A 12,294-nucleotide genomic window follows, 5' to 3' on the forward strand; every position below is an offset into this window, starting at 1 on the left:
CCTTAAATAGCCTTTAACAAGTTAACCATTTCAATCGCAGTCAAGGCAGCTTCACTACCTTTATTGCCTGCTTTTGTTCCAGAGCGTTCAATCGCTTGTTCAATACTATCCGTAGTGAGTACGCCATTAATGACAGGAAGACCAGCGTCCAGACCAACTACGCCTAAACCTTTGGCACATTCACCTGCCACGAAATCGAAGTGCGGTGTGCTACCACGAATCACAGCGCCCAAAGCAATGATGGCATCGAAATTACCAGTCGCTGCTAATTTTTTTGCAACGATTGGAAGTTCCCAAGCACCAGGTGCATGAACGACCGTGATATTATCCTCTGATACACCATGGCGTTTCAATGTATCAACGGCACCTTCTAACAGATGTTCAACAACAAAGCTATTAAAACGACCAACTAAAATCGCATAACGGTCTTCGTTCGCGAGATGTAACATACCTTCAATACGGCGAACAGCCATAATAACCTCGATTCTTATCTTAAGATGTGTGTTGTGCAGTGATGTATTCCACCACTTCTAAATTAAAACCTGACAATGCATTAAAGCGTAATGGTGAACTCAGCAGCTTCATTTTTTCTACGCCTAGATCACGCAAAATTTGTGCACCGACACCAATCGTTTGATACTGCTGCGACAGTGCAGCATTGGATTTCACATTTTTGGGTGCTTTTAAAGTATCAAGCGCAGGACCTAGATCTTGTAAATGACGTTGACCAATCCAGACCAGGACACCACGATCACTGCTTGCAATTTCTTTAAGTGCCTTGTCTAAATTCCAAGCCGGTTCGCCGTCCTGTTTATTCAGTTTTAATAGGTCCCGTGTCGGGTTAAAGCCGTGGACACGTACAGTCGTTACGCCTTCTTTCGGCTCGCCTTTGACTAGTGCCACATGAATATCCGGGTTACCTAATTCACGGTAACGATACAGATCAAAGGTACCGTATTCGGTATCAACTGTTTGCTGATCTAAACGTTCAACCGTCTGCTCATTGGTCATGCGATAATGAATCAAGTCAGCAATCGTACCAATTTTCAAGCCGTGTTTTTCAGCAAATACTTCTAAATCTGGGCGACGTGCCATGGTGCCATCTTCATTGATGATTTCACAAATCACCGATGCTGGCTCTAAACCTGCAAGGCGAGACAAATCACAACCTGCTTCGGTATGACCTGCACGGTGTAGAACACCACCTGGTTGTGCCATCAATGGGAAGATATGACCAGGCTGTACGATGTCCGTAGGTTTAGCATGAGCCGCCACAGCGGTTTGAATGGTATGCGCACGCTCTGCAGGTGAAATACCGGTAGAAATACCTTCAGCTGCTTCAATCGATAACGTGAAGTTGGTCCCATGTTGAGCGCCATTAGCATCCACCATCAATGGAAGATGCAACTGTTGGCAACGTTCTTTACTTAAAGTCAGACACACTAAACCACGAGCATGGGTGATCATAAAGTTGATGTCTTCAGGACGCACGTGCGTGGCAGCAATGACTAAATCGCCTTCATTTTCACGGTCTTCATCATCCATCAGGATGACCATTTTTCCTGCACGGATATCTGCTACAAGCTCTTCAACTGTATTGAGCGGCATCAACCTTCACCTTCTTTTTTGATCTTGTTCAGACCGAATCATGACATTATTGGTTGCATAGTCTAACGCTTTTTGAGCAATTTTGCCTATGCTTATTGGTTTCCCTAAACTGACCTTTGTTATACACAGTCTTTTTCAGCAAAGAAAGCCAACTTTATATGGAAGTTTTTAATTTTTGTATTTTTTTTATCCAATTGAAAATATTAAAAAAATCAATGCTTATCATAGAAGGATATATATACTTGTTTTGGATAGTTTTATGATTTTATTGGGATAGAGGGACGGTTATTTTTCTATTTGAGCTAAAATTACCAAGTCAATAAAAAGCGAACCGAAGTTCGCTTCTGCTTAGAGAGGAATTAGAAGAAACCTGCTGGTTTGGTCGAGTAGCTGACGAGCAAGTTTTTGGTTTGTTGATAATGATCGAGCATCATTTTGTGGTTCTCGCGTCCAATTCCTGATTTTTTATAACCACCAAATGCCGCATGGGCAGGGTAAATGTGATAACAGTTGGTCCAGACGCGACCTGCCTGAATCGCACGGCCGGCACGATAGGATGTATGGGCTGAACGCGACCAGACACCAGCCCCTAAGCCATAAATGGTGTCATTGGCAATTTTAATGGCATCATCAAAGTCCTTAAAAGTGGTCACGGCAAGTACAGGTCCAAAAATTTCTTCCTGGAAGGTTTTCATGTCATTGGTGCCTTTAAAAATGGTCGGTTCAATATAGAAGCCTTGACCTACTTCATGGCGTGCTTCACCACCTGTTAACACTTGTGCACCTTCTTCACGACCTGTGGCGATACAACCCAAAATCTTATCCTGCTGTTCTTGCGATGCCTGTGCGCCAATCATGGTGTCGGTATCCAGCGGATGACCGGTTTTAATGCGCTTGACACGCTCAACTGCACGTTCCAGGAATTTGTCGGCAATACTTTCCTGTACCAGTGCACGTGAAGGGCAGGTACAGATTTCTCCTTGGTTGAGGGCAAACATGGTAAAACCTTCCAGGGCTTTATCTAGGTATTCATCCTCTTGATCCATCACATCTGCAAAGAACAGGTTTGGTGATTTACCGCCCAGCTCCAAGGTCACAGGAATAATATTTTCAGTGGCATATTGCATAATCAGCTGGCCGACTGCGGTTGAACCGGTAAAGGCAATTTTTGCAATACGAGGATTGGTCGCCAGTGGACGACCGACCTCAACGCCATAGCCATTCACAATATTCAGTACACCAGGTGGTAAAAGATCCTGAATCAGTTCAACCAGCACCAAAATACTGACAGGGGTTTGTTCTGCTGGTTTCAGCACAATACAGTTACCGGCAGCTAAAGCCGGAGCCAGTTTCCATGCGGCCATTAAGATAGGGAAATTCCACGGAATGATTTGACCGACAACACCGAGGGGTTCATGGAAATGATAGGCGATGGTGTCTTCGTCAATTTCTGAAATGCCGCCTTCTTGCGCACGAATACAACCAGCAAAATAACGGAAGTGGTCGATACATAATGGAATATCCGCATTCAGGGTTTCACGAATCGGTTTACCATTGTCCCAAGTCTCTGCCACCGCGAGCAATTCCAGGTTTTCCTCTAGACGATCGGCAATCTTGAGCAGGATATTTGAACGTGTGGTCGGAGATGAGCTATTCCACTGTGCTTTGGCAGCATGGGCGGCATCGAGTGCGAGTTCAATATCTTCAACACTGGAGCGTGGTGCTCTGGTAAAAACTTTACCATCGACTGGGGAAATATTATCAAAGTATTCACCTTTGACCGGCGGCACCCATTTACCGCCAATAAAGTTTTCGTATTGTGCTTTAAATTGAATTTTTGAACCGTCAGTATTTGGATCTGCATAGCGCATTTTCTTGTCCTTTCATTGGTTGTTATAGCTGTGAGAGAAATAAGGGTGAGAGACGAAGACTCATCCTGGAATGAATAGTTATAGCTAATATAAAGAGCAAATCTGACGCTATGTCGAGGGTTTACAAGCGTGCTACAAAAGGTAACAAAGCGGGGGTAAGAAAATTTCCTTATTTTTAATAAAAATCAAATTATTAGTTTGGATAGATTAAATTTTTAAGCTGTTAAAACATGATGTTTCGCACATATAAGCTTGCTAAAAAATAACAATTAATACCTGCTTGATGAAAAATCTTTGAGCAAATTTTGGGGAAGGTCATTTATCATTTTCCTTCCCGCTATCTTGCAAATAATGAGGGTTATGAACTGGTCAAAGTCCTTTGGTCTGTAACCATTCAAACAGCTGTTGATAGACCTGTTTCCGTACCGCTTTTTCTGACAGGACCAGGTCATGCAAGCCATTATGAATTTCGCATAAGGTGACATCGCCCGATATTTTGCTGGCATGCTGAATCATATCCTGCACTTCCAGGATCACATCGCTGCTTTGTGCATGACGATTAAATTTTCGTGGATAAGTCGTCTGATGCGAATGCATGATCAGAACAGGAATGCTTAACTGAATACCTTGATGCAATTCTTTTTGCGCCTCATGAATGGCATGTACAAAGCTCAAACGCACCATGGGGTAACGGACTTTTTTCCATTCCAGGTTAAAGTTCCATTCACCATGATGGCTGGCGTGCAAACTTGGGACATACCACTTATTAAGACGACTTGGGAATAGAAGGTTTGGAAAACGTTTGCCCATTGCTGCCATTCGAGGAATGGCAAATTTCTTTTCCAGACGGCTCATATTGAAGTCATAAAAGGGACTGTTTGCCCAGAGTGCTTTAATCAGGGGATGATCAGGATGATGTGCTGCATACAAGGTTGTGGTTAAGCCCCCCGTTGAATGTCCGCAAAGCAGCACGGTGTCATGACTTTCCTGACCGATAATATCCAGTGCCTGAGTAATTTCTGCATCATATTCTGACAGGCTATGAACGTTATAGTACTTCTGATGGGGCAAATAGGAGCGGCCATATTTACGTAGGTCCAGCGCATAAAAGTCAAAACCCTGCTCATTGAAACGCTCTGCCATTTCAGTCTGGAAAAAATAGTCGATAAAACCGTGGATATATAGCACCGCCTTTTTAGTCGGTTCAGCGGCTTTCTTGCGAACGAGGGTCGCCACTACCTGACCTTCATAATCATTCGGAAGATCTAAGGTGGCCTGTTCATAGCCAGCCCCTAAAATATCGGATTGATAATCTACCTCTATCTTTGTTGTCATTATTTTCTCTTAAATTTTTGTTCAGATTTTATATTTAGATATTTCTACACTAGCGTCAAATAAAAAAACAGTATTTTCTAATGAGGAGCTGATCACCTGAAATTAAAGATAAACAGCTCATCGGGATAGAATAAATAGGAGGCAAAGCTTCTCTGTACTGAAAAAGATATCTATAAGTTCCTTGTTTGTTATTTTGCTGGTAAATATAAGGCTAGAAAATACAGAAAAAGACTATGATCTAATCAATAGAATGCGCTTGTGCTCAGACCACATTGGAGTGTAGAAAGGCGCCATGTATGATACGCACCTTCCTAATACATGTAATTTTGTATAACGACGCTAAAATTATGGATGTAGATTTAGGAAAGTAATTTTTGTCTTTTGTATCAATAGATTAATTGAAGTAGGGGATTGTGGAAATACCCAGAGAAATAGATATTCAACCAGGCATCTAATTTCAACTTGGCTAAATAGCCTGAAAATAAAAAAAGCCCCAATCTTTCGATCAGGCCTTTTTAAATCTGGAGCGGGAAACGAGACTCGAACTCGCGACCCCAACCTTGGCAAGGTTGTGCTCTACCAACTGAGCTATTCCCGCAGGGTCGAATAATTTTTTACTATTAAAAAACTAAACAAAAAAGAATCTGGAGCGGGAAACGAGACTCGAACTCGCGACCCCAACCTTGGCAAGGTTGTGCTCTACCAACTGAGCTATTCCCGCATGCCGTGTATAATACAGCATGCAAAAACAGGGTCAATAACTTTATGAGAAATCTTGCACCGTTTGCATAAAATAAAATCAATTCAGCCAATTCAGCGCTATAAATCGACAAAATTTATGCAAAATTTTGTTAAAACAGAGTCTTGGCAACCTTTAACTCTCCTTGAGCACAGTAAAACTCATGACAGAACAGGGTATACTGAATAGAATTTGGATCATTTGTAGTTGCGGAGAAAGGCCATGAGTATTGAACAAGTCTTAAGAGAGCGTCTGGCTACCCTGTCTCCATCTCATCTTGAGGTGGTAAATGAGTCGTCTGGTCACGGTGGCTATTACCCGGGTAAGGAATCACACTTTAAAGCGGTGATTGTGAGTGAAGCTTTTGCAGGCCTGCGTCAGGTACAGCGTCATCAGAAAGTCTATGCCGCAGTAGGCGATTTACTGAGCCCGGAAAAAATCCATGCATTAGCAATCCATGCTTTTGTTCCAGAAGAGTGGAGCGGTCAGGATACGACCAGTCCTGAATGTGCACATGCCCCAAAAAACTAAGAGGAACATATGGAAACCCAATTATTAGTCAAAATTATCCATATGTCAGCGGCCAGTCTGGCAATTATCGCGATTCTGGCACGTGCATTTACCTTGTTTGTTGGTACACAGGGTAATTTACCTAATCCGGTCGCACGCAAGCTATTTGTTGCCTTGCAGCATCTGGCACTTGCCGTAATTGCTTTGACGGGTGTCATTTCGCTAGTTATAAAAAACTTTGAAGTACAACCCTGGTTCTATGCCAAGGTCATTTTATTTCTGGTACTGGTTTCATCTTTGATGAAAGCCTATAAAAAAGATGATTCTGTCTTACTGGTTCAACGTCGTGCTGGCCTGGTTATTGCAATTATTTCATTAGCTGCAATTATGGCACTGGTGATTATCAAGCCAACTTTTGGCTAGAAAATAACATCATTTTGTTTGGCTAAATTTTAAATAGATTGATAAAAATAATAGGGGGTTTTAATGCGTATACGTGTGGTGTTTAACCAAAAAGGTGGCGTGGGGAAGTCGAGTATTGCTGTAAATCTGGCAGCAATCAGTGCACATCAGGGGCATAAAACCCTGCTCATTGACCTCGATCCACAGGCCAATTCCAGCCAGTATCTGCTTGGTGATGATGCGACCTATTCGGGAGACAAGCCTGCATTAGAACCCAATATTGAAAACTATTTTGATGAAGTGCTGGGCACCCAGCAGAACAAGGGTCTGATTGGTAATGCCATCGGCTCAATTCTGAAAACCCGCACTAAAGGCCTGGAAAGCTATGTGCACCAGTCACCGTTTAAACATCTGGATGTGATTCCAGCCAGCCCAAGTCTCGGCACACTGGCACATGCACTGGAATCCAAACATAAGATCTATAAACTACGTGATGCCTTACAACAGTTAACGGGTCAGTATGAGCGGGTGTTTATTGATACGCCGCCGGCTTTTAATTTCTTTACCTTATCAGCTTTAATTGCGGCAGATCGGGTGCTGATTCCCTTTGACTGTGATGTATTTTCTAAACGTGCCCTGCATACCCTGATTGAAAATGTTATCGAAACCCAGGACGATCATAATGACCGTCTGGAAATTGAAGGGATCGTGGTCAATCAGTTTCAGGCTCAGGCCAAACTGCCACGTGAGGTGGTGCAACAGCTGAAAGATGAAGGCCTGCCGGTATTGGAAAATATGTTACCGCCATCGGTGATCATGAAAGAATCCCATCAGAAAAATCAACCCTTAATTCATCTGGCTACTGATCATAAATTGACTCAGGCCTACCAATCGTTGTTCAATGAGATTGAGCAAAAATAAGATTGATGATTCCAGCATGAAACTCATGAAATTCAGTCTTGGCATCGTGGGCCTAGCTTTGTTAAGTGCCTGTGCTACGACCGTCAAGCCGACCTATGTGTCGCCCACCCAATACCAGTCCTATGACTGCGGTCAGCTGCAAGGCGAATATAACCGTATCCAGCAGTATATCGACAATGGTGTACAAGCGCCGAAACGAACGGGTGTTGGCGTAGGCGTCGGTGTGGGTGGCGGCTGGGGTAGCCATAGTGGTTGGGGTATTGGGCCGAGTATTTCAGTGAATATGGGTCAGTCCTCTAATACCAAGAAGACCGAACTGGCACGTGTTTTAGGTGAGCAGGAAGCGATTGTTCAGGCAGCACGCTATAAGAGCTGCCCACTGATCATTCGTCAGACTGTACCAAAAACATAATGATGAAGATAGAAAATAAAAATGCTGACTGAGGTCGGCATTTTTTAGCATCGTCTTCCGGAAAGGGACATTATTTTGTATATAAAACCGGCTGAAATGACTGCTCGGAACAAATTTATGAGAATTTTCATCTTGTTATATATTGAGCGGATTCGTTAATGTTGCGCCATTCTTTGCGGTAAGTTTGCGTATGATCGAAAACTGGCTATTTATTCTGGCTATGATTACAGTATTGATGATTCCGGGCCCAGGCAATGCACTGGTTGCTAGTGCTGCACATCAACATGGTCAGGCCAGAACCAGTTTATATATACCTGCTATTCTGTTGGGTTACTTCTATGCCATTAATGTCTGGGCCTTGCTGATACATCTTGCTGTCCCGATCTGGCCGAATTTCCAGAGTATGCTGCATATACTGAGCACAATTATTGTAGGCTGGATGACCTTTCGGCTGTTTAAAGCCAAGCAGCTGGAGCAGCATAATCATAAGCACCCGATGATCCGGCCTTGGCAGATGTTTACTGCGACTTTAAAGAATCCTAAAGCGGCTTTGTTTGCTTCCGGTATTTTTCCCATGGCGACCTGGGAAAATCCAACTAATTTCGTACTGGTCTTCGCGATATTTAGTCTGGTGACATTACCGGTGTTTGTCTTCTGGATGGCATTCGGTCAGGCAATTCTGGCAGGGGAGTCGGAGAAAATAAAAACCGACCTCGTATATAAAGGGTCGGTCCTGTTTTTGCTGCTTTGCCTGATTCCGCTGATTATCAGTATATTTAACTGAGTTCAGCGATCAGGATTTAAGCCATTTTGTTCTTTTTCAGCTTCTGTTGAACAAAACCGAAGATGCCTGGCAATACACTAATAATAATGATGCCGAAGATCAGATAGGTAAAGTTATCTTTAACGATTGGCATATTTCCAAATAGATAACCCAAAATCACAAAAGAGCTGATCCACAAAAAACCACCAATCACATTATAGCTCAGGAAATATTTGTAATTCATGCTGCCAGCACCGGCCACAAAAGGAGCAAAGGTACGGGCGAAAGGCACGAAACGGGCAAAGATAATAGTCTTGCCACCATGTCTGGCAAAAAATTGCTGGGTTGCTAGTAGGTGTTTTTTATTGATAAAGCGCGATTCAACTTCAAACACACGCGGCCCAATGAACTTGCCAATATGATAGTTCAGCGTATCGCCCAGTACTGCTGCCACAAATAGGAGCGGAATCAGTACCCACGGATCCATGGCCCCAGTAGATGCTGCAAGTGCCCCCGCAGCAAACAGCAAGCTGTCACCCGGCAGGAAAGGCATGACTACCAGTCCCGTTTCTACAAAGATAATCAGGAAAAGAATGGCATAAATCCACACCCCATAATTGGTGATGAATTCAAGCAGATGGTCATCTACATGTAGGATAAAATCAAGCAGTTCCATGGCGCCAATACAAGCAAAAGTGTGCCCAAATCCTAACAGTGATTAGGCTTAAAGTCAGCATCAAAAGTGGTCTATTTCCAGTCTAATCATTCTAAAAATAAAACGATGAATCTTATTTTGGTTATTAATAATTAAAAATGAAACTTATAAGATGTGCCCATATTTTAGCAATCATCTTCGAGTTTTTATCATGTTGAATCCAAATCGTATTATCGCCAATCTTGTTGCTCATCCTGTACTTGAATCCGCAACATTCGTGTCTGCACGTGCCTTAATGGCTTATATTTTTATTGTGGCAGGTTGGGGCAAAATCGCTGGTTATGAAGCAACGGTTGGTTATATGCAAGCTATGGGTGTTCCTGCTGAATTATTACCTGTGACGATTTTGCTGGAGTTGGGTGGTGGTTTAGCGATTTTATTTGGCTTGCAGACCCGTGTAGTGGCAGCACTTTTGATTGGCTTTAGCTTAGTGACTGCATTTTTATTTCATGGTATGCCTGAGGATGCAGTGAACTTTATGAAAAACTTCGCGATGGCAGGCGGCTTATTGTTATTGGTATTACAGGGTGCAGGTCGCTTCAGTCTTGATCATCTGATTGAGCACCAATAGCAAAGCAACGATCCAATCGAGCGGTCTAAGACCGCTTTTTTTGTGGATACATAACATTAAACTAGCTTTACAGAATTAAGCTTCGTGCAGTGCATCCCCTCTGATTAGATAGAATCAGGAATTTAAACCTGTTGTTTAAGGAGTATATTGAATGCAAAAGCAAATTTTAGCTGTATTGATGACGGGATTCGTTGTTAGTGGCGGTGCATGGGCAAAGTCAGATCAGGCCCTCCTTGCTGAAGCTCAAAAAAATAAAGTCAGCATTGCTCAAGCACAAAAAATGCCGGATGAAACTGGTGTGACCTTAACAGGTAAAATTGTGCGTCAAGTTGCACCGCAGAGTGATGATTTTGAACTTCGAGACAGTAGTGGCACGATTATTATTGATGTTGATGATGACCTATGGAAACCGTTGAAGTTAAAAGCGGGCGATAACGTTCGTGTACTTGGCGAGGTAGACACTCATCGTCAGAAACCTACCGATATTGATGTGATTAGTATCGAAAAAGTGAAATAACCACATTTAAAGTTCTGCTTCAATCTCATTCAATCTGGAATCCAGGATTGAAGCAGATCTGACAAAAAATTCAGTCTGATCAAGATGCAGTGCTAAATATGTATATATTTCAAGCGCCTTGAAACAGTGTGCTTAATGCAGTGAAAAATGATAGAATACGGCGCTTATCTTTCGTTTGCCTTTCTATAGTTGTTTGTCATGACTACCAATACTCAAATCACTGAAGATCGTATCCTGATTTTGGATTTCGGTTCTCAATATAGCCAATTGATTGCACGTCGCGTACGTGAGTCCGGCGTATATTCTGAAATGTTTGCCTATGACATGTCTGAAGAAGACATTCGTGCATTTAATCCAAACGGTATCATCTTGTCAGGTGGTCCTGAGAGCGTTCACGAAGAAGGCAGCCCGCGTGCGCCAGAAGTTGTGTTCAACTTGGGCATTCCTGTATTGGGTATTTGCTATGGTTTGCAAACCATGTCTGCACAACTTGGCGGTAAGGTTGAGCCAGGCACAGTACATGAATTTGGCTATGCAGAAGTAGACATTCAAATCCGTGATGGTCTTATTGGCGATCTTGAAGATTCAGCAGACAAATTGAAAGTCTGGATGAGCCACGGTGACAAAGTAACTCAAATTCCAGAAGGCTTCCAGATTACTGCCAGCACACCAAGCTGTCCGGTCGCAATGGTGTCTGATGAAAAACGCCGTTTCTATGGTATTCAGTTCCACCCGGAAGTCACTCATACTGCCAAAGGTAAAGAGTTACTGTCTAACTTCGTTCACAATATCTGTGGTTGCCGTAGCCTGTGGAACTCTGAAAACATTATCGACCTTCGTGTTGAACAGCTTCGTGAACAGATTGGCGACCAAAAAGTACTGCTCGGTCTTTCAGGCGGTGTGGATTCATCAGTTGTTGCGGCGCTGTTACACCGTGCAATTGGCGACCAATTGACTTGCGTATTCGTGGACAATGGTTTACTTCGTCTGAATGAAGGCGACCAGGTTATGGACATGTTTGCGAAAAACATGGGTATCCGTGTCATTCGTGCTGATGCTGAAGAGCGTTTCTTGACTGCACTTGCGGGTGAAGTTGATCCAGAGAAAAAACGTAAAATCATCGGCCGTGAATTCATCGAAGTATTTGCTGAAGAAGCACGTAAGCTTGATGGTGTAAACTTCCTGGCTCAAGGTACGATTTATCCTGACGTGATCGAATCTGCTGCAAGCAAACAGGGTAAAGCACACGTGATTAAATCACACCACAACGTGGGTGGTTTACCAGAAGATTTAGCATTTGAACTGGTTGAACCAATTCGTGACCTGTTTAAAGATGAAGTACGTAAATTGGGTACCACTTTAGGTCTTCCATTTGAAATGCTTTATCGTCACCCATTCCCAGGTCCGGGTCTAGGTGTTCGTATTTTGGGTGAAGTGAAAAAAGAATATGCTGACATTCTCCGTTTGGCAGATGACATTTTCATGCAAGAACTTCGTGCTAGCGGTTGGTATGATAAAACTGCACAAGCATTTGCTGTATTCCAGCCAGTTAAATCGGTTGGTGTTGTAGGTGATGGTCGTCGTTATGCGTGGGTCATTGCACTTCGTGCAGTTGAAACTGTTGACTTCATGACAGCTCGTTTTGCTCACCTTCCATACGAGCTGGTAGATAAAATTTCAACTCGTATCATGAACGAAATTGCTGAAGTTTCTCGTGTGGTTTATGACGTATCGTCTAAACCACCTGCGACGATTGAATGGGAGTAATTTAGGGGTTTCAAGAAGCGAAGCTTCTTGCCTAAATTACGCCATGAGCAAGGTTAAAAGCACTGCTTTTAACTTTGCGCAAGATACGCGCGGCAGTATCTGAAAAATGATATATCCAATAAAAAAGGACGCCTAGGCGTCCTTTTTTGTGTTTATAATGAAT

The 12,294-nt window shown here is 43.0% G+C and carries 13 protein-coding genes and 2 tRNA genes; 8 read left to right on the forward strand and 7 right to left on the reverse strand.

Features of this window, described 5'->3' with window-relative positions; genetic code table 11:
* Positions 1 to 2: 2 nt before the first annotated feature.
* The 6 genes from ribH to FSC11_RS00535 all read right to left on the reverse strand — a co-directional run bounded on the left by ribH (position 3) and on the right by FSC11_RS00535 (position 5,535).
* Positions 3 to 473 carry a 6,7-dimethyl-8-ribityllumazine synthase gene (ribH, locus tag FSC11_RS00510; RefSeq protein ID WP_004895821.1) on the reverse strand — a complete coding sequence of 157 codons (471 nt, stop codon included), beginning with the start codon at positions 471 to 473 and terminating at the stop codon, positions 3 to 5.
* Positions 474 to 492: 19 nt separating this feature from the next.
* Entirely contained in the window at positions 493 to 1,608 is a 1,116-nt protein-coding gene (ribBA, locus tag FSC11_RS00515; RefSeq protein WP_163164529.1) for a bifunctional 3,4-dihydroxy-2-butanone-4-phosphate synthase/GTP cyclohydrolase II, read from the reverse strand.
* A gap of 359 nt (positions 1,609 to 1,967) precedes the next feature.
* Positions 1,968 to 3,479, reverse strand: coding sequence for an acetaldehyde dehydrogenase ExaC (gene exaC, locus FSC11_RS00520; RefSeq protein ID WP_004814181.1), 1,512 nt, complete (start codon positions 3,477 to 3,479; stop codon positions 1,968 to 1,970).
* A gap of 369 nt (positions 3,480 to 3,848) precedes the next feature.
* Positions 3,849 to 4,814, reverse strand: a complete 966-nt coding sequence (locus tag FSC11_RS00525) for an alpha/beta hydrolase (protein WP_163164531.1) — start codon at positions 4,812 to 4,814, stop codon at positions 3,849 to 3,851.
* A 522-nt stretch (positions 4,815 to 5,336) separates the two neighbouring features.
* Positions 5,337 to 5,412 (reverse strand) — tRNA-Gly (locus FSC11_RS00530).
* Between the two features lie 47 nt (positions 5,413 to 5,459).
* Positions 5,460 to 5,535, reverse strand: a tRNA-Gly gene (locus FSC11_RS00535).
* A 240-nt stretch (positions 5,536 to 5,775) separates the two neighbouring features.
* On the opposite strand from FSC11_RS00535, the gene FSC11_RS00540 reads away from it, so the two are divergent.
* The 5 genes from FSC11_RS00540 to FSC11_RS00560 all read left to right on the forward strand — a co-directional run bounded on the left by FSC11_RS00540 (position 5,776) and on the right by FSC11_RS00560 (position 8,582).
* On the forward strand, positions 5,776 to 6,084 hold the full coding sequence (locus tag FSC11_RS00540; RefSeq protein ID WP_004814186.1) for a BolA family protein: 309 nt from the start codon (positions 5,776 to 5,778) through the stop codon (positions 6,082 to 6,084).
* A 9-nt stretch (positions 6,085 to 6,093) separates the two neighbouring features.
* Positions 6,094 to 6,486 (forward strand): SirB2 family protein, encoded by a 393-nt coding sequence (locus FSC11_RS00545; protein ID WP_004895347.1) that lies wholly within the window; start codon positions 6,094 to 6,096, stop codon positions 6,484 to 6,486.
* A 63-nt stretch (positions 6,487 to 6,549) separates the two neighbouring features.
* Positions 6,550 to 7,386 carry a ParA family protein gene (locus FSC11_RS00550; RefSeq protein ID WP_163164533.1) on the forward strand — a complete coding sequence of 279 codons (837 nt, stop codon included), beginning with the start codon at positions 6,550 to 6,552 and terminating at the stop codon, positions 7,384 to 7,386.
* A 16-nt stretch (positions 7,387 to 7,402) separates the two neighbouring features.
* Positions 7,403 to 7,798, forward strand: a complete 396-nt coding sequence (locus FSC11_RS00555; protein ID WP_163164535.1) for a hypothetical protein — start codon at positions 7,403 to 7,405, stop codon at positions 7,796 to 7,798.
* 190 nt (positions 7,799 to 7,988) lie between these two features.
* Positions 7,989 to 8,582, forward strand: coding sequence for a LysE family translocator (locus FSC11_RS00560; protein WP_163167693.1), 594 nt, complete (start codon positions 7,989 to 7,991; stop codon positions 8,580 to 8,582).
* 16 nt (positions 8,583 to 8,598) lie between these two features.
* Here FSC11_RS00560 and FSC11_RS00565 read toward each other — a convergent pair whose 3' ends face one another.
* Positions 8,599 to 9,237: a DedA family protein gene (locus FSC11_RS00565; protein WP_004814195.1), complete on the reverse strand. Its 639-nt coding sequence runs from the start codon at positions 9,235 to 9,237 to the stop codon at positions 8,599 to 8,601.
* A 190-nt stretch (positions 9,238 to 9,427) separates the two neighbouring features.
* Between FSC11_RS00565 and FSC11_RS00570 the strand changes: the two genes are divergently transcribed.
* From FSC11_RS00570 to guaA, 3 genes are all read left to right on the forward strand, one after another.
* Positions 9,428 to 9,847, forward strand: a complete 420-nt coding sequence (locus FSC11_RS00570) for a DoxX family protein (protein ID WP_163164536.1) — start codon at positions 9,428 to 9,430, stop codon at positions 9,845 to 9,847.
* 151 nt (positions 9,848 to 9,998) lie between these two features.
* Positions 9,999 to 10,364, forward strand: coding sequence for a NirD/YgiW/YdeI family stress tolerance protein (locus FSC11_RS00575; RefSeq protein WP_163164538.1), 366 nt, complete (start codon positions 9,999 to 10,001; stop codon positions 10,362 to 10,364).
* 198 nt (positions 10,365 to 10,562) lie between these two features.
* Entirely contained in the window at positions 10,563 to 12,131 is a 1,569-nt protein-coding gene (gene guaA, locus FSC11_RS00580) for a glutamine-hydrolyzing GMP synthase (RefSeq protein ID WP_004895334.1), read from the forward strand.
* Positions 12,132 to 12,294: the final 163 nt, after the last annotated feature.

This window comes from Acinetobacter schindleri (assembly GCF_010918895.1).
In the GTDB taxonomy this organism is placed as follows: Bacteria; Pseudomonadota; Gammaproteobacteria; order Pseudomonadales; family Moraxellaceae; genus Acinetobacter; species Acinetobacter schindleri.

Bases quoted from the DNA above. Each gene is read 5' to 3' on its own strand.
- ribH (WP_004895821.1), bottom strand. From the start codon at position 473: ATGGCTGTTCGCCGTATTGAAGGTATGTTACATCTCGCGAACGAAGAC.
- ribBA (WP_163164529.1), bottom strand. From the start codon at position 1,608: ATGCCGCTCAATACAGTTGAAGAGCTTGTAGCAGATATCCGTGCAGGA.
- exaC (WP_004814181.1), bottom strand. From the start codon at position 3,479: ATGCGCTATGCAGATCCAAATACTGACGGTTCAAAAATTCAATTTAAA.
- FSC11_RS00525 (WP_163164531.1), bottom strand. From the start codon at position 4,814: ATGACAACAAAGATAGAGGTAGATTATCAATCCGATATTTTAGGGGCT.
- FSC11_RS00540 (WP_004814186.1), top strand. From the start codon at position 5,776: ATGAGTATTGAACAAGTCTTAAGAGAGCGTCTGGCTACCCTGTCTCCA.
- FSC11_RS00545 (WP_004895347.1), top strand. From the start codon at position 6,094: ATGGAAACCCAATTATTAGTCAAAATTATCCATATGTCAGCGGCCAGT.
- FSC11_RS00550 (WP_163164533.1), top strand. From the start codon at position 6,550: ATGCGTATACGTGTGGTGTTTAACCAAAAAGGTGGCGTGGGGAAGTCG.
- FSC11_RS00555 (WP_163164535.1), top strand. From the start codon at position 7,403: ATGAAACTCATGAAATTCAGTCTTGGCATCGTGGGCCTAGCTTTGTTA.
- FSC11_RS00560 (WP_163167693.1), top strand. From the start codon at position 7,989: ATGATCGAAAACTGGCTATTTATTCTGGCTATGATTACAGTATTGATG.
- FSC11_RS00565 (WP_004814195.1), bottom strand. From the start codon at position 9,237: ATGGAACTGCTTGATTTTATCCTACATGTAGATGACCATCTGCTTGAA.
- FSC11_RS00570 (WP_163164536.1), top strand. From the start codon at position 9,428: ATGTTGAATCCAAATCGTATTATCGCCAATCTTGTTGCTCATCCTGTA.
- FSC11_RS00575 (WP_163164538.1), top strand. From the start codon at position 9,999: ATGCAAAAGCAAATTTTAGCTGTATTGATGACGGGATTCGTTGTTAGT.
- guaA (WP_004895334.1), top strand. From the start codon at position 10,563: ATGACTACCAATACTCAAATCACTGAAGATCGTATCCTGATTTTGGAT.